Genomic DNA, 24,259 nt, shown 5'->3' with positions numbered 1-24,259 from the left:
TTGGACCTAAATGCACATTCAAAAAAACCTATCGAAAACAAGGAAGAAACAATGAAAAAATCAATTATCGCTGCAAGTTTATTAGCACTTGGTTCAGCTCCTGCTTTTGCAACAGATTACTCTGATGGCGACCTTAGTAAAAACGACTACAAGTGGATGCAAGGAAACCTAATGTATTCAGTTGGTGAATTACCTTCAAATACTGGTGGATCTGACCATGATTACCTAGAACTTGAATTTGGTGGCCGTGCCGGAATCTTAGATTATTACGGTTACGTTGATATCTTTAACCTAACAAACAGCGATAGCTCAGATAAAGCAAGCTCAGCGAAAATGTTTGCAAAACTAGCACCACGTATCTCATTAGACGGTTTATTTCAAACAGATCTATCAATGGGCCCAGTACAAGAGTTATACCTTGCATCTGTTTACAACGTAAGTGGTGCTAATGACGTAAACAACTACTCTGTTGGTTTAGGCTCTGATGTAATGGTGCCTTGGTTTGGTAAAATCGGTTTAAACGCATATGCTTATTATGATCTTAACCAGAAAGATTGGAACGGCTACCAAATCTCTACTAACTGGTTTAAACCATTTTTCTTCTTTGAAGGTGGTTCATTTATCGCATATCAAGGTTACATCGATTATCAATTTGGTATGGATGATGATGCTGTTGGAAATGCTAGCCATGGTGGAGCAATGTTTAATGGTATTTACTGGCACTCAGAAAATTTTGCTGTTGGATATGGCTTAAAAGCTTACAACAACATTTACGGTATCGACGATGGTGTTGCTAACTGGGGTGGCCCAAATAATGTTGAATCAACAGGTATTTCTCATTACTTTGCTGCAACTTACAAGTTCTAAAAAACAGCAGTAAATCTTAAAACCCTCTTTGTCCCATAAAGAGGGTTTATTTTTGTCTATTGAATCTGCGCTAATCGACAAAATAAACTACCATAGGCATTAAGCGATCATCTTAATTAGTACAAACATCTCATTATCCTCGTTACCCAACATCGCTTCACTATTATTATAAAAACTGATCATAAAAACAGGTCATAGAAACAGATCACAAAACCATCAACATATACGCTAACATTAACAACGTCAGGAGTTGAACATGGAATTAGACTGGATTGAATGGTACGGCTATCTTGCTTCATTAGTGGTTTTTATCTCACTCACAATGACCTCTATTATAAAATTAAGAATATTTAATTTTATAGGCTGCCTTATCTTTGCCCATTATGGTTTATTGACAGGTTTATTGCCCGTCACCGTTGCGAACCTCAGTATTGCAGTGATTAATATCTACTTCCTCTATCAAATTTACCGCAGTAAAGAACAATTTAAATTAGTGGATGCCGAGGTGAATTCCGCTTATTACCAGCACTTTATCAACAGCAATCGAACTGAAATTAACAAACAAGCGAGCATGAAAGAATTACAAGAAGTGAACTGCTCATTTTATATGTTACGTGACGATAATATCGCAGGTATTCTGGCGGGTTTTAAAGAGGATAACGGTACTTTCATACTGTTAGTGGACTTCGTGACACCTAAATATCGAGACTACAAATTAGGGGCTTATTATTACAATGACCACCCTGACTTTCTAAAAGATAAAGGTATTAAAGCATTACAAACCTATGCTGCAGATAAAGACCATTGTTTTTATTTAGAAAAAATGGGCTTTGTGCGTGAAGATGCAAACGGCGGTCAAACCTACAAGAAAATATTATAAGCGAGTAGGTAATTTCAATGGCTGTTTCGTGCACTGCTAACTCTAATTTTAATTTTATTTTTAATACCCCCCCCCCAACCCCTTCGTGAATAACTGTTCAGGCTTTAAAAATACACCACGATTTAACAAAATCTCACCTATTTTAATAAGTACCCCCACATTTTGTAAGCACTAGTAATAACTTTAAATTACCTGCCCTCTATCCGATCAAGATCTCACTTCTGAAGCCGCTGAATAAATAAACTAGTTGTATACCCAAGCTACTTGAAGATGCAGGAATCAGCCAGTTGAGAGGTAGCCATATTCAAGGCATGAAGTTGAAGGTTTAGTCATTCTAAATCAATGCTTCATAACACAGAAGAGGGGTATCTCTCACCTGGCCCTACGGGAGGTTCGCTCGAAAGCCAGCTCTGCGTTACAACATTCGAAAAGGGAATAACCCTTCTCTTCATGTCGCGCCTTAATCTGACATCCGAGCGAGCCTCTGAATCTGCATCTTCAGGTAGTTTGGGTATATTAGAGATTCAATATTCAGCACTCATATTTATCATCAGGAGAAACAGATGCCATCTCGTCAACAACAAGCAAATGCCATTCGCGCTTTAAGCATGGATGCAATTCAAAAATCAAATTCAGGTCACCCCGGCGCACCAATGGGTATGGCAGACATCGCACAGATTTTATGGTGTGATTTTTTACAGCATAATCCAAACAATCCAAACTGGATGGATCGTGATCGCTTTGTGCTTTCTAATGGTCATGGTTCGATGCTGATTTATTCGCTTTTGCATCTAAGTGGTTATGACCTGTCTATCGACGATATAAAATCATTCCGTCAATTGCATTCAAAAACACCAGGCCATCCCGAGTTTGGTTATACAGCAGGTGTTGAAACAACCACGGGTCCATTAGGACAAGGTATTGCAAATGCAGTCGGTATGGCGATTGCTGAGAAATCGTTAGACGCGCAATTCAATAAACCTAATCACCAGATTGTTGATCATTACACTTATACTTTTTTAGGTGATGGTTGTTTGATGGAAGGTATTTCACACGAAGCTTGTTCACTCGCTGGCACATTAGGTTTAGGTAAACTAATCGCCTTTTGGGATGACAATGGTATCTCTATTGATGGTGAAGTCGAAGGCTGGTTTACCGATGATACGCCTGCACGTTTCCGCGCTTATGGTTGGCAGGTGATTGAAGTTGATGGGCATAACCCAGAACAGATCAAAGCAGCGATTATTAACGCACAAGCAGAATCAACAAAACCCACGCTAATCTGCTGTAAAACGATTATCGGTTTTGGCTCACCTGCTAAGCAAGGTACCCACGATTGTCATGGTGCACCTTTAGGTAAAGAAGAGATTCTGGCAACACGTGAAGCGCTGGGTTGGCAATATGGCGACTTTGAAATTCCTGATGATATTTACTCAGCATGGGATGCAACACAAAGTGGTGTGCAAGCAGAGCAAAACTGGAATGAAAAATTTAGTGCTTATGCAACTGAGTACCCAGAGTTAGCCGCCGAATACAAACGTCGTATGAGCGATGAACTACCCGCTCAATGGCAAGAAAAATCAACGGATTACATTGAGCAGTTACAAGCTAATTCAGCCAATATCGCGACACGTAAAGCATCACAAAACTGTATTGAAGAATTTTCAAAAATATTACCTGAAATGTTAGGCGGATCTGCAGATCTAGCCCCTTCAAACTTAACCATGTGGTCAGGTACAAAAGCGATCAGCGCTGACGATGCTTCAGGTAACTACTTGCATTATGGTGTACGTGAATTTGCAATGACAGCGATTATCAACGGCATTTCATTACACAAAGGTTTTGTTCCTTATGGCGCAACCTTCCTGATGTTTATGGAATATGCACGTAACGCACTTCGTATGTCTGCATTAATGAAAATTCGTGCGATTCAAGTGTTTACCCATGACTCTATTGGCCTAGGTGAAGATGGCCCGACCCACCAGCCAGTTGAGCAAATCGCAAGTTTACGCTTAACACCTAATATGAATAGTTGGCGCCCTTGTGACAGCGTAGAATCCGCTGTTGCATGGAAGAGTGCAATCGAACGCTTAGACGGTCCAACATCATTGATTTTCAGTCGTCAGAATTTACAACCTCAGCCACGTAATGCAGAGACACTTACAAATGTAACTAAAGGCGGTTATGTTTTATTAGATAGTAAAAATACGCCAGAGATTATTTTGATTGCTACGGGTTCAGAAGTGCAACTTGCCGTTGAAGCCCATGCTGCATTAACCGCGCAAGGTAAAGCCGTGCGTGTTGTTTCAATGCCATGTTGTGATGAGTTTGATAAACAGAGCAAAGAATATAAACAGTCAGTATTACCAAGTACTGTCAGCAAGCGTATTGCGATTGAAGCGGGTATTGCCGATTACTGGTACAAATACGTTGGTTTGAACGGCAAAGTGATTGGCATGACCACCTTTGGCGAATCAGCACCTGCTGAGCAACTATTTGAGATGTTTGGTTTTACTGTTGAAAATATTGTTAACAGTGCAAACAGTCTTTAAAAATTGATAACGTAACTAATTTGTATAATGAAACTAATTTGTATAACGAAACGAATAAAAAAGGAATAAATTATGTCTGATGTATTTCACTTAGGTTTAACTAAAGCGATGTTAGATGGTGCGACGGTTGCTATCGTACCCGGCGATCCAGAGCGTGTAAAACGTATTGCTGAGTTAATGGACAATGCAACCTTCTTAGCAAGCCATCGCGAATACACAAGCTACTTAGCTTACATTGATGGCAAAGCTATTGTAGTTTGTTCAACGGGCATTGGCGGTCCTTCTACGTCGATTGCAGTGGAAGAGCTAGCACAACTTGGTGTACGTACTTTCTTACGTATTGGCACGACGGGTGCGATTCAAGCACATGTTAATCCAGGTGATGTGATTGTCACTCAAGCAGCGGTTCGCCTTGATGGCGCAAGCTTACATTTTGCGCCAATGGAATTTCCTGCCGTTGCTGACTTTGAAGCAACCACAGCAATGGTTGCAGCTTGTCGTGACTTAGGTGTTGAACCGCATATCGGTATCACAGCATCATCAGATACCTTCTATCCGGGTCAAGAACGTTACGATACTGTTTCAGGACGCGTAACACGTCGTTTTAAAGGGTCAATGCAAGAATGGCAAGATCTAGGCGTTTTAAACTATGAGATGGAGTCATCAACACTGTTTACTATGTGTGCCTCACAAGGTTGGCGTGCAGCCTGCGTTGCCGGTGTTATTGTGAATCGAACGCAACAAGAGATTCCTGACGAAGCAACTATGAAAAAAACAGAAGTTAATGCGATTGCGATTGTTGTCGCTGCAGCTAAAAAGCTACTTTAAAGATGTAACTAATTAGGTATTTTAAAGTAATCAATTAAAAAAGGCAGTCACTTTCAAAGTGACTGCCTTTTTTATAGCTCAAACTAACTGGATAAATAACAACCTAAACTGTTTCAGCTCATTTCTTTAAAATTAATTCATTGATAATAAAAATTGGTCTAACGGTTGCCCTGAATAAACACTAGCCATACAACTGACACTCTGCTTCTTCAATTGATTACATACCTGAACGGCTTCATTTTTAGATGAAAATTTACCTGTTTTAATACGATAGTAGGTTTTGTTCTTTACTTGTACTTGTTCAATCAATGGTTGGTGATCGGTTAGAACATTGGCATTCTTTTTATAAATGTCAGACCAAGATTTTTCGACCATTTTTACGTTGCTAATAGAAACAAGTTGAACCGTATAATAAGCCTCTAATTTTTTATTTTTAGCTGACGTTTTTTTAGCCATGGCTGTATTTTCCGCGGGGGCGGCTTGTCTCTGCTCTGCCATTTTTTCTTGCTGTGCTACTAATGTTTTTTCATTTTCAGCCTCAATAACCAACGCATTAAGCTGGCTAATCAATAATCTTAGGTCTTTTTCAATGGTAATTAAACGTTCAACGCTCGGTTCGGCCACTTTCCAGTTTTCAACATGCCCCTCTAACTGGGCCACTTTTTCTGCAAGTTGCTGTTGTTTTTTTTCATTTTCTTGAGCAATCTTTTCCTGAGCAGAGATCTGCGCATCATTGCTACTACAAGCCGATAAGCCAGCAATTAACAGTATGAATATTAATGTGTTTCTTAATAAATTGTGCATGTGTAAATATTCCGCTTAATAAAGCAACAGTCTAAAACAATATAATATCTTAGAGGTTATGGGTAGCTCGGTTGTGTTAAAGGTTGAACTCAAATTCTTTTACAGCACAATTAATGTCTTGTTTTTGTAAATACTGGCAAGCACGATCAGCTTGTGTCTTATCTTTAAAGAAGGCTGCATTAATACGGAATAAACCTTCCTCGCTATTTTCCGAATAAAAAACCTGTTGCTGTAATGCATTGTTATAGTTAGGTTTAATAATTTGCCAAAATGCTTTTAACAAAATCAAAGAGTGAAACTCACCTAAATCGACAGTATATCCTTTCACAAAAGTGTATCGTTGTATCACAAAATCAGCCCCCGCTATCACGTCCCCCGCAGCACTGAATTCAAACTCTAGCACTTTAGCGTCATGTAAGTTTTTGCGTTTAATATCTTCAATATCAATCGAAGCGGTATATTTGCCAGGAACAAGATCGGTAAACAGGTAATAACCATCAAATTCTGTTTCTGTTGAAGCAACCAAGTCACCTTTTTCATTATGTAAATGAATATTTAAGTATGCCCCTGCAATATCATTACCTCGCTTATCCTTGAGGTAAACCGTACCATCTAACTCACCAGCGTTAACCATCGGAATATCTAATACATCAATAAACCCTTTACGGCCGGTAATAGAGACTCCAGGTGTAGCAGGAATCATAAAAGGATCTTCAACCGTTTTAGGATCAATAATGATATCTGTTCGTTTACCATCAGGTAAGTTAGTTAACACTGCAATACCATCTTCATTAGTATTTTCTTGGCGATAACCTTGCACTGCTTTAACTTTTACTCCTTCAAGTAAATTTTCACCTTCATCATATTGCCCGTTTAAGTTATCATCTTCAAAAACGCGAGCAAGCAGAGTTCCTTTTCTTGCCATAGAGCCATTTTCTATAAAAAACTCATCTGTTGTTGGCTCATAGCCAAACCCAAAAGCAGCGTTGACAGACCAATACCAATCATCATCATTATCATAATATACAGATGAATTTAAACGTACGGCATCTAAATTCCAGTTAAGCCCAAAAGTAGTATAAAGGCGGTCATTAATAGGCGAATAGGAAACTTTAGATTGCCCGCCCATTCTATTGGTTATTGGAAAATCAACACTGCCTTCTACCAATTGCCATCTTGCTTCCGGATGTAGCTCATAACCAGTAATCAAGCGAGTATATATAGAGCTGAAATTTCTAGCCACTTCAAATGAGCCAAAGGCATCGTCATCGTCATAGTCATAGTCATAGTTATTATTAACTTGATTAGCCCCTGAGTGTTTCCATGATAATAGGTTGGATAGAGAAAATTGATTTGACCTAAACGACAACTGATTAGATAAACCATAATTTATTTCTCCCTCTTCCGGAATAGAATGGAACCAAATATTTTCATAACTTATAGGGCTACTTAAGTTAACTCCAATTTGCCCATTCATAGTGAGATTATAGGTTTCACTTCCAATGTCTGAATTATTAGTCCCTTCGATGGAAAGTCGAGTATAAGAAAATAATAATGAATGTTGATCAAAGAGCGTTCTTGCGGACAATACTAAACGCTGATCTTTTATTTTACTGTCTTGGTAATCAGCGGTTAGCACTAAGTTATCAAATGGTGTAATGCTTGTACCTACCGAATAGGTGTATTCATCATCACCAATATCGTTAAAAATATAAGCGCTACCTAACGTTAAAGAAACGTTATCCGAAAGCCCCATAGACAAACTATTTGCAGCTTCCCATCCTTCCTCATCAAACAAACTTCGATCAGATATCCCCAATAATGTTTCATTTAATTGAGTGACAGATATATCATAACTAACTTCTTTTAAACTCAAGGCGTTGCCAGCAATATAAATAGGTTGTGTTTCTTTAATGACTTGCCCCTGACGCCCGTATAAAATAATTTCAAAATTATTATTACCGATATAAAGCCTAATATCCCTAAAATCATAACGGCCGTTCCGAATGTTTATCTGTTTATCAACAAACAAACCATTTCGATACAGCTCAGCATCCCAACCCGCCTGTACTTCTCCAGTAATTGTCGTTGTCCTATTATTTCCTGCTAACGATGACTTCGCATTAGAAAAACGAACGCCTCGGCTGTAACCCGAAGTCCGGCTATTAGCTGTTTTCACGGCCGTTACATCACCTAATTCATATTTAGTTGCGCGCAGAGGACCCAGTAAATTAGCTTCTTTATCTTCCTTAGAAAAGGTTAGTCGAGCATCAGATAACTTATCATTACTATTTCCATAGGCATAAAAAGAACTAGATAAATACGCAAGATCCTGAACACTTAATAGGGAATAACTACCGTAGATATCATCTTCTTTGACCGAGGAATTAAGCTGCACATCAAACAATGGGGCTGAAATGATTTGGTATTGACTTTTCTTCCAAGGATGTACGGCTACGCTTTGTAATCCCCCTCCAACTTCACGCATCTTCCTATCATTTCGCACTTCTATTGGTAACTTCTCTTCGCTTGAAACTAGCAACTCTAAATCAGAGAAATTAAAGTCAAAATCTACGTTGAACCACTGAGCAACAACCTCAGCTTCAACAAAGATATCGCCACCTATAATAAAATAGTTATCTTTAGTTAAGTGACTTTCTACCTCGTTAACTAAGACCTTAATAGCCTCATCTTCTTGTCTAGGAAACACCAGTTCAAAATTGTTTTTCTCATTTAAAAACCAGCCCTTTACTCTCTCCTCTTCAACATCTACTTCGATTGGGAAATCAAAGGTTTCAAATAATGATGTTAAGCTTAGCTTGGCATTAGCTTGGCTTTTCTCGGCAAAAATATCAGCAATGTAAGTTTTTCCATAAACTCCCCGCTTAATATAAATAGATAAAATCAACTCCTCTCCGTTAGGAATTCCTGATGATTCAGAAGCGTAGTGCTTAATACGTTGCTCTTTGTTTGCCTTATTAATGTTGGATATATTTGAGAGTATTTGAGGGTTGGAGAGAAGTAATTTCATTGTAATAGCGCTAACTGATAGAGAATTATCTTTTTCCGGGACAGAAGCGGATTGTACAGATATGCTACATATAAAAAATAGGCTGAATAATATTAATAAAAAACGATACTTAATCATTCTCCAACCTTCTTCATCTTGCTTAAGTTACTTAAATAATTCAGGGGTGATTTGCATTTGGTATTCTGTCAGTAATTTACCTGTTTCTTTTTTGATACCTTCATAAGCGACTCTTAACTTACCGGTACAACCCTTAATTTTACACAGTTGATCAACCCAAAATAGTCTTGCTTGCGTGACATTAAGGTCTGGATAAAAAGTAAAATCATGATGGCGAGCAACAACACGCTCTTTTCCGTTATTATCAGATAAATAAGCGATTAAATTCCCTGTTGTGGAGTACTTTGAATTATTAGCTAAAAAGACGTTTAATTGCCCCTTATCATCTTTATCTCTCGCTTTATATAAGTCAATTTTGTTAATAGTAACTTGTGAGCTAGCGGAGCCTTTACGAACTGAGACAGGTAAAATATAGGTAAAAAGCATTTTTACCTTCATAGACATTGTCCCATCACTATCCGTCACTCTTTTATCGGGAATTGCTTCTAATTTTAAATGTGAACGATACTCTCCATCTTCTAAACCTTTAGGTCGACGAACAGCCAGCTTTATAATTTGACGTTGCCCCGGCTTTAATTGCACTTGTTTAGGGCTAAAGCGAATCATATTACTTGAGGTAGTGTGCTCTTTCGCTTGCTCTTTGGTTAGAGATATATAAGCCCCTTGTTCAGAGAGCGTCCTTTCTACCCATGAAAGGCGATAGGTTCTCGGCTCATTAGAGGTATTTATTAATATCAATTCCTGTGAGCGCTGTCTATCTTCCAACATCACTTTACTAGGAGAAATAAGTAACGTGGCTTGAGCCAATACTGGTAGAAAACACAAAAAACTAATAAGTGTAATATTTTTAAAAACATTAAATTTCATTATTACTCTATCCCAAAGATGATGATTAGATGCTCTATTAGTCACTCGCTAAAAGAACACATGTAATTAATAGGAGATGACAATATTGTGGCGAACAGTAAACTCTAAGTCAGCATAATTATTATTACCATTACCTGAAGTAGACAAAGTGCCACCCACAAAGAAGATACCTTCACCATTTTCATCAATGGTAAGAGAAGGTTCAACGGTTAGGTTGCCCAAAGTAAATTGCTCAGAAGGAACACCACCACTGGTTGTCTGAGGTGTTATTACATTAGCACTAAGGTTTACGCTAGTATAAGGAGGCAACCCATACAATAAAAACTCACCGAGCTGACCAGGCACCAGTACTAGCATTTTATTGGTCACAAATGTATTGCCACTTAGCAAATCAATGCTTACAGTGCTCACCACTGAATTATCGGTCACAACAACGGTTCCAAAAGACAACTCATTTACCGCTAATACTCCTGCGAATAACGACTTTGAAAAAACACAAAACAAAAAAACAATAGCGGATAGCTTTTTATTTGGTTTCATAAACACCATTGTGATCCTAAAAGTAATATATGAGTTAGTACATAATAAATGAAATTTCCATAAAACCTAAAAGTTTAAATCAATTTTGAGGCTAGTGTAGACTATTCAATGAGATCAAAAAAGGCACCTAAGGTGCCTGTTATAAATGGATTTCTAGTAAAAAACTCTTAATAATTCACTTCCATCGTGTAAGTCGCGGTGTAATCTAAATCTAGGTAATTACCTTGAGTAAGGGTTGTACCAGTGGCGGGGTCAGATGTAGAAAGCTGTGCGCCAAGCGTAAAACTAGCATCACCATTTGTATCTGCAGTCAAATCGCCTGGACTGGTATAGGCACTACCATTTTTCGTTCCACTGGTTACAGTCGCTTCAAAACTATGTAGTAGAAAATAAGCAGTACCGGGAGGAGCAGAGCCTGCCGTCATAACAAGTGGCGCAGCTGGTGTTGCGGTCGGTAAAGTTATAGTTAAGAATGAAAAAGGCGCAACACCAGCAATAGTAAATATACCAGCGGTACCTGGTATTAATGTTTGCATGATAGCAGTAGCACCAACTGCTGAAACTGTTGAAACACCATCAATTGAAGCGAGTGTAATGGTTGAAAAGTCCCCCCCAACAACATTATCTGCTCCAGTTGAAGTTACCACTGCTTTAGCTCGTATAGTTCCAAAATCTAACGCTGTAGGATGATCTAAAGTAAATGCATTTTGTACCTTTACAGTTGCAATGGGAGCAGGGGTCATCGTTTCAGCTTTTAAATTGATAGATGTAGCGACTAAAGCAGTCCCCCCAAATACCTGTATTATTTTTCGCATTTCTTGATTCATATTAATGGCCTTATGTTATTTAAGTTATTTAAGTTATATAAAATGCACCAATGACTTACAACTCAACAGTCAATATTTAGTCACATATCCTCTTTAATAAATAACTTATCGACATCAAGTGTAAAGACTTTAACGATTTTTAGTGCAAATGAGCATTTATAAAAAAACCATGATGCAAGTCACGCTAACCTTTTTTAGCAACAACTTGGTAGTTGAGTACTTGACAATACTGACCTTGTTCTTCTAACGCCATACATACTTTTTTAGCAATCGATGTTGAGCGAAAAGACCCAACTACTAGGCGTGTGTATAATACGTTTCCCACCTCCGTCTGATAATAAAACGGAATTTTCCCTCGAAATTGACCAGAAAATTGAGACTTCAAGACTTGCCAGCCTGGCTCGACATTTTTTATCTTTTTATACGAGGCGAGGTGAATGCCTATTTGCGTGGTTGCGTTAACCGACTTAGGTGATTTATTTTCTTTAACTGGCTCTCTTTTTTTAACAGAGGGGCTTGATTTATCAACTTTTTCTGTCGTGGTTCTCTTGATAATAGCAGGTTGCCTTTTTACTTCTGTAACTTGCCTATTTTTAATTTTTTGTTTTGCTGGCAATGTCAATCTGTTTGGTTCAAGTAACTGTTTTTCAGTTGGTTGTGAAGGTAGAGGCGAGGATTTTTCTAACGCGCCAATAATTAAGGCTAAATCTTGCTCTGAACGAATTAATCGCTTAAGAGCGGGTTTCATTTCGTTCCACTCTTCGATTTGAGTGGTCATTAACGTTTTTAGGTCTTTGAACTCTTTCATCGCCTCATTGCTCATAACAGTCGCTTCTGATTCTTTAGCGATAGTCGGCGAAGGGATGCTACATAAAAAACAGAAGACAAAGCACAAGTATTGATTACTTCTGCTTTGTCTCTTTTTATTGTTTTTTTTTAAAAAACGCATCGACTCACCCACCTAGTAACCGTTACACATTAAACTCACCTCATTGACAATATATTGCCAATTCACTTATGTAATAAATAAAAGCAATTAAGGTGCCAAATCTACTCACAAAGTAAAAATAATATGGGGCAACGTAAATTCTGGGACTTATTTATTGTGAAAATAACTGCCTGAACTGCTTGGGGCTCATCTGTTTTTTGGCTTTAAACTGGCGATTAAAATTAGAAATATTATTAAACCCCACCAAATCTGCAATCACCGCAATGCTCGTTTCACTGTTTACCAACAACTCGCACGCTTTACCTAATCGATACTCGGCTAAATGTAGTGAGAAAGAGCTTAAAAAGTGCCGTTCAAAAATACGTGAAAGCGTGCTTTTACTGACATGAATATGCGCACAAAGATCCACTAACTTAATATCGTTACGGTAATTTTTTTCAATAAATAACGACACTTTCTCCACCAGCTTTAATTCTTTTCCACCCTCTTGCAATCGCTGTGCACGATAACTGTTTAAACGCTTAGCACCGTCAGATTCACTGAGTAACACTAAAATTTCAATAAGATGTGTCAGCGTTAATGCCGGGCTTAACTGCTGATGATTAACTAACAACCGATATACTTTATCGGATAATAAAGGCGAGAACTCAAGACCTTGTAACGCATCATCAAGCATCTGTTGAATATTCGCCAGCTCTGGTAACGCCACTATTAAACGCGAGATCCAATCTTGGCTAAACCAAATGATATAGGTTTCATTATTCTCATTTTGAACATTACTTTCAAAGGTCGAAGTATGTGGCAGATTAGGCCCATAAAGTGACAGGTCATTATGCTCAAACGTGCCGATGTAATCGCCAATAAATTTCTTTCCACTTAAGTGACGATGTAACACTAATTCATATTCAACGTGATAGTGCCAATCAAATCGAGACTGACAATGATGGTAATGCTGAATTCGCCAACCGAAGTCGGGTTTATTACTGATTTTCTCAATACTCGGCTTCACTGAAACACCTTTTACAAAGAGGAAAATGAAACAATAGTATCAGAAAATGGCGGTTTTTTATCACTTAACAGTCAATTAACGCGTAACTTAGCGACTCTTGTTAAGACTTATTCCGAGGAACCATAATGTCACTTAAAATACTGTTAAACCGACACCCACTGATCTATCTATTAACCTGTTTATTCAGTGGGTTTAGCTCCGCTTTTACGTCACCATTATTGAGCTTGTACCTTATTGATGAATTAAGAGTTTCCCCTATGCACATGGGATTCTTAATTGCAGTGATGATTTTAAGTGGTGTAACGGTTTCACAATACTTTGCTAAAAGATCCGATGAGGGAACCAGTCGGAAATTAATTATCTTAATGGGTCAACTTGGCTTTGTTATCTCGACGGTGATTTTGGCGTTAACACGTGATTATTATATTGCTTTAGGCGCGGTTATCTTTTTCATGTCTTTCAGCGCTTGTTCCCTGCCACAGGTCTTTGCCATGGGACGAAACTATGCCGATAAATATTTAGCAGACCAAGCGGTGTTCTTTGTCACTATGATGCGTGCTTCTATTGCGGTTGCCTGGGTGATTGCCCCCCCCTTGGCTTTTTTAGTCAATGATCAATTTGGTTTTACATACACCTTTTTAATCGCAGCCAGTTGCGGTGCAGCTGTGTTTTTTATCGTATTAGCAGGGTTACCCAATCTGCATATTGAGGTATCTCATAAGCTTGAAGAAATTGTGCGCTGGCAAAAGATACCCGGCGTATTGTTCTTTTTGTTATGTATCTTTTTTGCCTTCAGTGCCAATAGCATGTACATCACTTCAATCAGTTTATACATTACACAAGAGTTAGACTTTGCCTCAAAATGGGCGGGATATTTAATGGGTATTGCAGCCTTTATTGAGATTCCTATTATGCTTAGTGCCGGTTATCTATCACGAAAATTTGGCGTACAACGCCTTATTTTTATCGCCTGTTTAAGCGGTTTAATTTTCCATGCGGGATTACTGGTAGCCAAACAGCCCTGGGAGTTTATGGTCATACAAGTCTTTAATGGCCTGTTTATTGGTATCAATGCCAGCCTAGGTATGGTCGTCGTGCAAGACATGATGAAAAAACAGATGGGACTCGCTTCTACACTCTTCAGTAATAGCCAAATGTTAAGCATTCTATTAAGTAGTTTGATGGTCGGTTTTATCGCGCAATACTTTAGTTATTACGCCATTTTTATCGTTTCCTCATTATTTTGTGCTATCGCGATACTGTTTCTTTATCTAGCAGAAAAACAGACTCAAGGCGTTAAAAATACCGAGGTCTGTGCTTGAAAATCATCATCGCCACGCTTTCATAATAAATATCTACTATCGGCTGGATTAAAAACGCTACAATAGCTTTTTCCGTTTTGATGAAAGCCGATGACTAAAGCAATAATCTGCCGTGTCGCATTAGCGATTCCACTGCACAAACAATTTGATTACCTACTGCCTGAATACTTAGCTGCAGACTTCCTTGAGTCTGAGCAGCTGTTAGTCGGTTGTCGCGTGCGTGTTCCTTTTGGAGGGAAACGCCAGATGGTCGGGGTTATTTGTGAGGTTAATCCAGAACTTGATTATGATATTAATAAGCTAAAAAAGATTACCCAGCTCATTGATACACAATCACTATTAAGTGAAAAATTATCAACCCTACTACGCTGGGCTGCTTTCTATTATCAGCATCCCTTTGGTGATGTTTATCAGCAAGCGATTCCGACGGCGCTACGCCAAGGCAAAGAAGCCACTTTTAAAGGCAGTGAGCATTGGCAATTAAGCCAGAGTGTAAAAGCTGACTTGCCAGAGGGTAAGGCTTTTAATCTTGATGACTTCAAACGGGCTAAAAAACAACATCAAGCATTAATACTTTTAGGTCAGCAATGTTTATCCACCAGTGAGCTAAAAACACAAGGCGTTACTCGTGTGACGCTCAAAGCGTTGCAAGATAAAGACGTATTAACTAGCCTTGATAAACAGCCTAACATCAATTTAAATTGGCTTGAAAATTTCGAAGAAAGCACTGAAAAACCCAACTTAACCAGCGAGCAAGCACTGGCGATCACCGCTGTAAATCAGCAGAACCAAGCCTTTAACTGTTTTTTATTAGAAGGTATAACGGGCAGCGGTAAAACAGAGGTTTACCTCAATATTATTACGCCGATTTTAGCGCGTGGACAACAGGTATTATTAATTGTGCCTGAAATAGGCCTGACGCCACAAACCGTGCAGCGTTTCCAACAACGTTTTAATGTGCCTATTTACTTGAAACATTCAGCGCTTAATTCACGAGAGCAACTTGATAGTTGGTGCCATGCAAAACGAGGCAGCGCTGCCATCATTATTGGTACGCGTAGTGCTATTTTTAGTGACTTTAAGGATCTTGGTCTGATTATATTAGATGAAGAGCACGACGCTTCTTTTAAACAACAAGATGGCTTTCGTTACCATGCGCGTGACTTTGCGATTAAGCGTGCACACCTTGAACAGATTCCTATTTTATTAGGCTCTGCCACCCCTGCATTTGAGACATTACACAATGCACTGCAAGGGAAATATCAGCATCTACATTTAACCCAGCGTCCGGGTAATGCAATCCCTCCTTCAAGTAGCCTAGTCAATCTAGCAGGTTTGCACTTACAAGCCGGGTTATCACCTCAGTTAATAGAGCTGATGGGTAAACACCTTGAGAAGGGTAATCAGGTCATTTTGTTTTTAAATCGTCGTGGTTATGCGCCGGTTTTAATGTGCCACGAATGTGGCTGGTTAGTGAAATGTGGCCGTTGTGATGCCTTTTATACTTATCATAAATCAGCCAATTATCTGCATTGTCACCACTGTGCTTCAACGTTACCGATTCCGCATCAATGTAATGATTGTGGCTCAACACAATTAATCTCAACAGGTGTGGGTACGCAGCAGTTAGAAGAAACGTTAAATACACTTTTCCCTGATCACCCAACGGTACGTATTGACCGCGACAATACACGTAAAAAAGAGAGTTTTAATCAGTATTTAACCGATATTAATAACGGTAAATATAAAATTTTATTAGGCACGCAAATGTTAGCCAAAGGGCATCACTTCCCTGACGTTACCTTAGTGGCTTTAATTGATGTCGATGGTGCGCTGTTTTGTAACGATTACCGCGCGAGTGAGCGTTTAGCGCAGTTATTTACACAGGTTGCAGGTCGTGCAGGGCGTGCTGAAAAACGTGGCCAAGTATTATTACAAACCCATCATCCTGAACACAGTTTATTACAAGAGTTGGTTAACAGTGGTTATGCAGAGTTTTCACGCCATGCATTAACCGAGCGTCAATTAGCGCAATTGCCACCCTTCTCTTTTCAAGCCTTATTACGTGCTGAATCGGATAACGCAACATTAGCGGAAAGCTTCTTAGGTTTGTGCAAACAGATCATTACCCAGATAACAGTACTAAATAAAATAGATTCACGCTTGTTTGTATTGGGCCCCATTCCAGCTTCAATGGAACGCCGTGCAGGAAAGTATCGTTTCCAGTTATTATTACAATCTGATCATCGTGCCTTAATCAGTAAAACCCTTAATCAGGCGCTACCCAGCTTAGATAAATTACCCGAGGGCCGTAAAGTGAGATGGTCGATTGATGTGGATCCGATTGATTTTGTGTAGTTTATTACCAGCATAAAAAAGAGAAGTCATGTTTGTAAAATTCAAAAGAAATTAACCACGAAGGCACGAAGAAAAAAGAAGATTAAAGAGCCAATTAATTTTTTCCTCTTGGTTTCTTCGTGTTCTCTGTGTAACGAAGTGACTTCGTGGTCGTGTTTTTCGATAAAAAAGATTCTACGCTGCAGCAAAGAGGATTTAGGCAACTAAAAATAGGATCAATTATAATACGCTGCCGTGAAGTCCCCCCCTTAATAAGCGTCTTAATAATTAAACGCTTTCCAAGTTTTAAAACCGCCGGTTAAGTTTTTCACTTTATAACCTAAGTTAGTTAATAAGCACGATGCAACGTGACCACGTAAACCCACCTGACAATAAACAATAATCTCTTTCTGTTTATCAATTTGATTCAGGTTTGCACGTAAATCATCAACGGCAATATTTATCGCGCCTGGAATCATACCCATATTGCTAACTTCTTGTGCAGAGCGCACATCAATCAATAATTGATTCTCCGTTAATGATTTAACATCATCACTATGGCAAACGACTTCATCCCCTTTCATGACGTTACTAGCCAATAAACCAGCTTGATTGACCACATCACGTGCAGAACCAAAAGGAGGGGCATAACAAAGCTCTAAATCTTGTAGATCATACACAGTTAAACCTGCACGCTGCGCCACAGAAAGTACATCAATGCGTTTATCCACTCCGTCTTTACCCACCGCTTGCGCCCCTAATATTTTTCCATTTTCAGGATTAAACAAAAGCTTTAAAGTAACTGGGTGTGCGCCTGGGTAATAACCCGCATGACTCATCGCGTGCACATACACTTTTTCGTAAGCCATGTTTTTACGCTGCAGTGTTTTTTCATTAAGGCCAGTAGAGGCAACCGCCAAATCAAACACTTTACAGATGGCTGTGCCCTGTGTTTTTTTGTAACCTTCATTACCTTCAGCATTGTGCCCCAAAATAACATTGGCAGCTAAACGCCCTTGGCGATTTGCAGGGCCCGCCAATGGTGCAAGCATGGCATCACCAGTGGTAAATTCAGGGCTTTCGATAGCATCACCCACTGCAAAAATAGCGCTGTCACTGGTTTGCATAAATGCATTCACTTGAATACCACCAAGCTCACCAATTGTTAACCCCGCTTGCACCGCTAATGATGTTTCTGGTTTTACCCCGACCGCCATAATTAATAAGTTAGTCTGTTGTGTTGAATCATCACTTAATGTTAATAATAAAGACTTCACATCCTCAGTGATTGCAGCCACAGATTGCAACGCTTTACCTAGCTTTAATTCAACCTGATTAAGCTCAAGCTCTTGATGTAGCACATTCGCTATTTCAATATCCACAGGTGCCATCACCTGTGGTGCGAGTTCAATTAACGTTACTTCGATACCACGATGACGTAGTGCTTCAACCATCTCTAGGCCAATAAAACCTCCACCGCACACGGTTGCATGTTTGGGTTTATTGGTCTCAATCGAAACAATGATCGCATCCATATCTGGCACATTACGTAGGCTATGCGTTAAATGATTCGACACACCTGAAATTGGCGGGATAAATGGGCTCGCACCGGGGCTTAAAATGAGCGCATCGTAGGATTCCGTGTACTCTGCCTCTGTCATAAGATCACGTACAGTCACGGTTTTAGCTTCTTTATTAATCGCTAAAATTTCATTGTTAACACGAATATCAACATTAAAACGATTGTTAAAACTTTCTGGTGTTTGTAATAATAATTTTTCACGTAACTCAATCTCACCACCAATATGATAAGGCAAACCACAGTTTGCAAATGAAATATACGGACCTCGTTCAAAAACAATAATCTGTGCATTTTCATCCAGACGACGTGCTCTAGCGGCTGCAGATGCGCCACCAGCAACACCACCAACAATTAATATTTTCTTCGACATCATTTTTCTCCAAATAAAATACACAATCAATATTGCTTTTCTATCGCTAACATACACGCTTAAATTAGCAAAGGCTAATAAAGAAAAGGCTAATTTAGATTGATCTACATCAACATCAAATATAGACTGTAGGCACAGTCACTTAAGCGTACACAGTTATTAAGGGTTCAATATGAAAAACAAATTAGCGCTCATCCATGAGAAAGCGCCAGAAGTCAGCGAGTTATTAAAGCTCATCGCACATGCCGACCGTATGGTGGTGTTATGTTTACTTTCGGGCGGCGAAATGGGCGTAGCAGAACTCAGAGAGCATACCAAGCTCAGCCAGTCTGCCTTCTCTCAACACTTAGGTGTTTTACGCAAAAATAACTTAGTCAAAATCCGCAAAGAATCACAGCAAGTTTTTTATTCTATTGCCGATCCACGAGTGAACCTTTTGTTAAGTGCGCTTCAACAGGCTTTCTGCCCTGATGAATAACCTCATTCTTTACATAATACTAATCGGAATAATAGGAGATCTTAAATGGAAAATTTTACCCCGTGGATGTCACTCGCAGGTGGCGCTTTACTCGGTTTATCAGCTGCATTATTAATGTTATTTAATGGTAAAACCGCCGGTATTAGTGGTGTGTTAGCAGGTTTAATCACCCCTAAAAAGAATGAAGTAAGCTGGCGTATTGTATTTTTAATTGGCATGGTATTAAGTTTTTTGCTGGTCGCGCCATTTGCAGTTTCGTTACCCGATATTAGTGGAGAGAATATTTTCATTATTTCGTTAGCGGGTTTATTGGTGGGATTTGGCACACGTATTAGCAATGGTTGCACAAGTGGTCATGGCATCATTGGCATGGGCCGTTTTTCTAAGCGTTCTATTTATGCCACGCTCACCTTTATGTTTGTTGCTATGGTCACGGTTTTTCTTCGTGGTTTATTAGGTGGACTTTAAAATGCAAAAATCAAAATTCATCAATCTGATTATCAGCTTAGTATCGGGCCTTTTATTTGGCGCGGGCATGATTGTTTCAGGTATGGTCGATCCCAATAAAGTGATCGGATTTTTAAATGTTACTGGCAATTGGGATCCGAGCTTAGCCTTTGTCATGGGGGGAGCTTTGGCAGTATTTACCCCTATTTATCATTTGTTCATCAAACAACGCCAGTATGCAATTAATGGCGAGGAACTTACGCTAGCAGCAAAGACTAAAGTTGATAGTTCCCTTATTACAGGGGCGGCTATTTTTGGTGCTGGTTGGGGATTAGCAGGTTTTTGTCCGGGCCCTGCAATAACAAGTATCAGCGCAGGCAGTCATATTACTTTAGCATTTGTAGTGTGTATGATTGTTGGCATTATGATTGCCAACCGCTATTTAGCGGGACGTTTTGCTCTGCCTTTTATTGGTTATAATAAAACCTGAGTATTAGACTTAAAATAATTAATAGCGAGTGCTTTTCAGCGTACATTTTATTGCCAAGATCTCATTTCCCTAATGATAGACTTTACAACTATGCCTAAACGCCATTAACTAACAATATACTCTCTTAGGATTTCACATGAATAAAAAACAGCTATTTGCAGGTTTATTACTAGGCTCTGTGCTTTCTTTTTCAACAGCAACCATTGCAAAAGAAGTGGTCTTCTCAGAAGATTTTAGTGGTGATTTTTCTAATTGGATTGGTAAAGAAGTTGAAGTGGATTCACCTAAGGGCACTCAGTTACAAAATGTAGATGTACTCAGTAAAATTGTAGATGATCCGATTCGAGAGGGAAAAAAGGCAGCTCAATCTACCGTTAAAGTATTTGGCGGCGACTTTATTACTCAAGAAAGCTTTATCCCGGGTAAATATACGTTAAGCTTTGATTACATGGGCACTTGTAAACGTGATTGTGGTGCTGCTGTGGGTTACGGTGAAGGTTTTCCTGGCGTAAAACATCATTGGTTAGCGGGAACGACACGCGCATTCCCACAAGGCTTACGTGATAATAATGGCTGGAAACGTTACACACTTAGCTTTAATGCAAAGTATGACTTTCACCTTGTTTTTGAACAGTGGACTGACTCTATCGGTGATGAAGGCACGGTTTTCTTTGCTGATATTAGCTTAACAAAACACTAAAATAATTCACTCATTAACATGGAGTAGTGGTCAGTAGCAAAAGCTACTCCTTGTTAAACACATAACAGTTTCTGCCTTTGGCTTTGGCTTCATATAACGCAACATCAGCACGTTTTAATACCACTTCAGCAACCTCCTCATCTCCCTTAACAGCGCCACCTAAACTAATGGTTAACGGTCTTCCAGGTAATAAGTCCGACCAATGGGCAACTTCCACCGCATATCGAACACGTTCAGCTAAACTGGTTATCTGCGCTAAGTTGGCTTCACAAAGAATAATCACAAACTCTTCACCACCAAAACGAATAACACTGTCGATAGGGCGAATTTCAGAAGATAAAATATACGCTAATCGTTTGAGAACATTATCGCCAATCTGATGTGAAAAATCATCGTTGACGGTTTTAAAATGGTCCGCATCGATCATTAAAATAGCGTAACTGTCATTTTTATTTTTTAACTCATCGTCTAACCAACGGCGGTTGTATACTTCCGTTAAAGGGTCGGTACAAACATCATGCTGTAGGCGTTCCACAATATAATGATGATCTTCAACTTGCCCTTTTAACTCTTTATTTTCTAACTTGGTATGCTGAATCAATAATAGATGTTGTTGTTTCGCTAATTTAGCAAAATACTCAGACTCTAATTTACCAACTGGGATTTTCCCCACTAAAGATAACTCGACTTGATGTGCTAGTTTTTCATGTTTCAGTGCAGCCTTAAAATCAAACTGCTGCGCATAAGCATCACTTAATGCTTCGTTAAGCTTCTGATCAATAAAGTCTAAGCCTAATCCGTCGATATAAATAACCGTATCAGCCAATAAAACACTCGCTTGCAGTGCTTGATTATCCGCAATTAAACAATTACCCCGCTCTAATCGAATCATGCTATTTGTCCAGGCTTCAACACCTGTTTTATTGATTTCCACGCCTAAATATATTTCTGCTAACGCTTCTTTTATCAGGCCTTGCATACGATATATTTTGGCTTGATAGAGATGTATTGACGCTTTAAATTCAGAGACTAATTCTAATGAAACATTATCGCGACAAAGCCTTAAATACTTTTGTGCTTTATCGTATTTTTTAAGCGCGATGTAACAGGCAACAATATGAAAATGTAATCGCGCGAAGGTCATCGCAGAGTTAGATTTACTCGCTAATAATTCAGCTTGGCTAAAGAAGTTAAAAGCGGCGTCATGCTCCCCCACTATCTCCAGCATTGAGCCGATACCCAGTAAGGCTTTAATAAAAAAATCAACACTGCCCACTTCCGCGCTATATTCGCCCACTTTAAGCCAGTTATCAGCAGCTTCTTGATAAAAACCAAGATCATTATGACGATAACTAAGGGCAGATAAAACTTGTAACCTATCTTCTGGTGAGGTGTTAATAGAAAAGAGGCCAATCGCTCTTTTTAAGGAAGCTAAACTAGCGGACGTTTCACCCAGCTCAATTAATATCTCCGATAACAGCAACTCACCATGTAACTTTTCTCGGTTACGGTAAGCGATTTGATCAACAAACTTTTTACATAATACTAAGGCATCTTCAGCCTGATTATTCTTAAGCTTTTTTCTCGCTTGCTGTAAAAGAGGCATATTATTCATTATTCACATCCCTCTATTTTGTCTAAATAACTTTCTTTATTCGCTAAAAAATCACTAACAGAAAAGCATTTCACCTTAGTTTTAGGGGACTCTTTACCGAGTCGCCACCACGGATAGGCAACTAACATTGCCGTTAACGAATCGAGTATTTTATGCTGTTGGTTATTTTCTAGCTGAAACAGCATTGCTAGGCGATTTTTTTTAAAACGTGTAATTAATTCATGGGGCTGACATAACGCATGCACAATAGGAAGAATCGCAATCAACTCTTTTTCACTTTGTAATTCAATAATAACAATGCTTTTATCCGTTTCAGGCAAGGATCTCTGGCAAGCATATAACCAAATAGAAGCTTCTCTAAAGGCGGGGAAACCACCCTCTGAGGCGTTAAATGCGCCCGCTTCTAAGCGTCCAATTAATAACTCTGCTTTATAGTTCAAGATATCAAAAGCTAATTCACAACGGTCTTTGCCTAACGCGATGCTTCGACTACGTAATAGCTTCATTGAAAATTGGCGATATTTTTTATAATAAAAAAGCATCGACTCGGGAACCTGACGCTCACTTTCGAGTTCAAAACGTAACCAATAAAGCTCAGACAATAATGAAAATTGATTGAGTCGAAGCGCCAACGCTTCTGCCTCATCCAAATATCTCCTGGCTGAATCATGTTTTTTTAATTGAATGGCAACAATGGCTTTGCTGATAGGTGTATGTGTTTCTACCCAAGGCCCTCTATTAGCAACGCGTTTATTATCGACGCTTTGCGCTACCTTTTCAGCCTCAGTGAAGCGCCCTAAGCTGGTTAATGAGATGCTTTTTAAATCTTTAATTTCAGTCGACCAAGTGGAGTCTGCATAACCTTCTAAGAAGTCTTCCGCTTTGTTTAATATTTCTAGCATTAACGAATATTGCTTGAGATCACTGAGGACCCAACTCAATAAAATGGCACTTTTACCCGCCAGTACATTAAAGTCATACTGTTCTGCCAGTGTCATGGCAAGTGATAGTGCTGAATAAGAAAGGTCTAATTCCTCATTCATTTTCCAAACATTAGCGACACCAATTAATGACTCTATTTGCAAATTAAGTTGGTTGTGTACCAGTGACTTTTCCATCGCAAGATTCCAAAAATGCAATGCGGAACGAAAACGCTCTAGTCCCCAATATTGTTGTGCGTAGACATGATATAACTCGGAGAGGTACTGACTTTCAAATTCGGGTAATAATAGCTGCTCTGCTCGCTTGCATAGCTTGATGCCTTTTTCATATTGATTAAGATGCCATGCAATACGCGCTAATTGCATCGTCGCCACTAACAGTGCTTGGTTATCATAAAGAATTTGTGCACGCTCAAAAATGCGAAGCACTTTAGGCTCCGCTTGCTGCGGATTTTCTACAATCAATGTTTCAACATCCGCTAACGCGAGTATTAAAGGCGTGCTATTTTCAGTGACCATTTAAGCCTTGCTAGTTATAAAAAAAACAACAAAAACATGATAAACAAAGTACCACAATTAAATATTAAGTTGGGACTATTCAGCTTTTTGTTAGTCGATCTTTGAAGGCCTGCACAAATTATATTTTTATAAATTCCTCTGTCTCAATTCTGCTCTTATTTAGTAAATAATTTTTAATTTAAATACG

General features: G+C 39.0%; 20 protein-coding genes. 10 read left to right on the top strand and 10 right to left on the bottom strand.

What is annotated here, in order from left to right; all coding sequences use genetic code 11:
• Positions 1-51: 51 nt before the first annotated feature.
• The 4 genes from CXF74_RS17000 to udp all read left to right on the top strand — a co-directional run bounded on the left by CXF74_RS17000 (position 52) and on the right by udp (position 5,127).
• Positions 52-867, top strand: a complete 816-nt coding sequence (locus CXF74_RS17000) for a nucleoside-specific channel-forming Tsx family protein (RefSeq protein ID WP_101083723.1) — start codon at positions 52-54, stop codon at positions 865-867.
• Between the two features lie 256 nt (positions 868-1,123).
• Positions 1,124-1,747 (top strand): hypothetical protein, encoded by a 624-nt coding sequence (locus tag CXF74_RS16995; RefSeq protein WP_101083722.1) that lies wholly within the window; start codon positions 1,124-1,126, stop codon positions 1,745-1,747.
• 563 nt (positions 1,748-2,310) lie between these two features.
• Positions 2,311-4,299 carry a transketolase gene (gene tkt, locus CXF74_RS16990; protein WP_101083721.1) on the top strand — a complete coding sequence of 663 codons (1,989 nt, stop codon included), beginning with the start codon at positions 2,311-2,313 and terminating at the stop codon, positions 4,297-4,299.
• Between the two features lie 72 nt (positions 4,300-4,371).
• Positions 4,372-5,127: a uridine phosphorylase gene (udp, locus tag CXF74_RS16985; protein WP_101083720.1), complete on the top strand. Its 756-nt coding sequence runs from the start codon at positions 4,372-4,374 to the stop codon at positions 5,125-5,127.
• A gap of 132 nt (positions 5,128-5,259) precedes the next feature.
• Here the strand turns inward: udp and CXF74_RS16980 are convergent, their stop codons facing one another.
• The 7 genes from CXF74_RS16980 to CXF74_RS16950 form a co-directional block, all read right to left on the bottom strand.
• Positions 5,260-5,931, bottom strand: a complete 672-nt coding sequence (locus tag CXF74_RS16980; protein WP_101083719.1) for an SPOR domain-containing protein — start codon at positions 5,929-5,931, stop codon at positions 5,260-5,262.
• Positions 5,932-6,007: 76 nt separating this feature from the next.
• Entirely contained in the window at positions 6,008-9,079 is a 3,072-nt protein-coding gene (locus CXF74_RS16975) for an SPOR domain-containing protein (protein ID WP_101083718.1), read from the bottom strand.
• A gap of 27 nt (positions 9,080-9,106) precedes the next feature.
• Positions 9,107-9,946 carry a fimbrial biogenesis chaperone gene (locus CXF74_RS16970; RefSeq protein WP_101083717.1) on the bottom strand — a complete coding sequence of 280 codons (840 nt, stop codon included), beginning with the start codon at positions 9,944-9,946 and terminating at the stop codon, positions 9,107-9,109.
• Between the two features lie 66 nt (positions 9,947-10,012).
• On the bottom strand, positions 10,013-10,486 hold the full coding sequence (locus CXF74_RS16965; protein WP_157822439.1) for a hypothetical protein: 474 nt from the start codon (positions 10,484-10,486) through the stop codon (positions 10,013-10,015).
• A gap of 167 nt (positions 10,487-10,653) precedes the next feature.
• Complete coding sequence (locus tag CXF74_RS16960; protein ID WP_101083715.1) at positions 10,654-11,313, bottom strand: hypothetical protein; 660 nt, start codon at positions 11,311-11,313, stop codon at positions 10,654-10,656.
• A 184-nt stretch (positions 11,314-11,497) separates the two neighbouring features.
• Positions 11,498-12,262, bottom strand: a complete 765-nt coding sequence (locus CXF74_RS16955) for a hypothetical protein (RefSeq protein ID WP_101083714.1) — start codon at positions 12,260-12,262, stop codon at positions 11,498-11,500.
• 151 nt (positions 12,263-12,413) lie between these two features.
• Positions 12,414-13,271, bottom strand: coding sequence for a helix-turn-helix transcriptional regulator (locus tag CXF74_RS16950; protein WP_101083713.1), 858 nt, complete (start codon positions 13,269-13,271; stop codon positions 12,414-12,416).
• A gap of 125 nt (positions 13,272-13,396) precedes the next feature.
• On the opposite strand from CXF74_RS16950, the gene CXF74_RS16945 reads away from it, so the two are divergent.
• Both CXF74_RS16945 and priA read left to right on the top strand, forming a co-directional pair.
• Positions 13,397-14,593 carry a sugar efflux transporter gene (locus tag CXF74_RS16945; RefSeq protein ID WP_232772563.1) on the top strand — a complete coding sequence of 399 codons (1,197 nt, stop codon included), beginning with the start codon at positions 13,397-13,399 and terminating at the stop codon, positions 14,591-14,593.
• A 90-nt stretch (positions 14,594-14,683) separates the two neighbouring features.
• Entirely contained in the window at positions 14,684-16,951 is a 2,268-nt protein-coding gene (gene priA / locus CXF74_RS16940) for a primosomal protein N' (RefSeq protein WP_101083712.1), read from the top strand.
• A gap of 260 nt (positions 16,952-17,211) precedes the next feature.
• On the opposite strand, the gene CXF74_RS16935 is transcribed toward priA, so the two are convergent.
• Positions 17,212-18,882 carry an FAD-dependent oxidoreductase gene (locus CXF74_RS16935; protein ID WP_101083711.1) on the bottom strand — a complete coding sequence of 557 codons (1,671 nt, stop codon included), beginning with the start codon at positions 18,880-18,882 and terminating at the stop codon, positions 17,212-17,214.
• A gap of 172 nt (positions 18,883-19,054) precedes the next feature.
• On the opposite strand from CXF74_RS16935, the gene CXF74_RS16930 reads away from it, so the two are divergent.
• From CXF74_RS16930 to CXF74_RS16915, 4 genes are all read left to right on the top strand, one after another.
• The gene (locus tag CXF74_RS16930) at positions 19,055-19,360 is read left to right on the top strand and encodes an ArsR/SmtB family transcription factor (RefSeq protein WP_101083710.1); all 306 of its coding nucleotides are present in this window, start codon (positions 19,055-19,057) and stop codon (positions 19,358-19,360) included.
• Positions 19,361-19,405: 45 nt separating this feature from the next.
• Positions 19,406-19,828 carry a YeeE/YedE family protein gene (locus CXF74_RS16925; protein ID WP_101083709.1) on the top strand — a complete coding sequence of 141 codons (423 nt, stop codon included), beginning with the start codon at positions 19,406-19,408 and terminating at the stop codon, positions 19,826-19,828.
• A 1-nt stretch (position 19,829) separates the two neighbouring features.
• A complete protein-coding gene (locus tag CXF74_RS16920) occupies positions 19,830-20,297 on the top strand; it encodes a YeeE/YedE family protein (protein WP_101083708.1) in 468 nt (155 codons plus the stop codon).
• A gap of 136 nt (positions 20,298-20,433) precedes the next feature.
• Positions 20,434-20,997 carry a hypothetical protein gene (locus tag CXF74_RS16915; protein ID WP_101083707.1) on the top strand — a complete coding sequence of 188 codons (564 nt, stop codon included), beginning with the start codon at positions 20,434-20,436 and terminating at the stop codon, positions 20,995-20,997.
• 43 nt (positions 20,998-21,040) lie between these two features.
• Here the strand turns inward: CXF74_RS16915 and CXF74_RS16910 are convergent, their stop codons facing one another.
• Together CXF74_RS16910 and CXF74_RS16905 are read right to left on the bottom strand one after the other, a co-directional pair.
• Entirely contained in the window at positions 21,041-22,612 is a 1,572-nt protein-coding gene (locus CXF74_RS16910) for a GGDEF domain-containing protein (RefSeq protein WP_101083706.1), read from the bottom strand.
• On the bottom strand, positions 22,612-24,072 hold the full coding sequence (locus CXF74_RS16905) for a hypothetical protein (RefSeq protein ID WP_101083705.1): 1,461 nt from the start codon (positions 24,070-24,072) through the stop codon (positions 22,612-22,614). Before CXF74_RS16905 ends, CXF74_RS16910 begins: the two co-directional genes overlap by 1 nt.
• Between the last annotated feature and the right edge of the window lie 187 nt (positions 24,073-24,259).

The sequence above is a fragment of the Psychromonas sp. Urea-02u-13 genome (assembly GCF_002835995.1).
Classification (GTDB): domain Bacteria; phylum Pseudomonadota; class Gammaproteobacteria; order Enterobacterales; family Psychromonadaceae; genus Psychromonas.
This window is presented reverse-complemented; position numbering and strand designations above follow the sequence as displayed.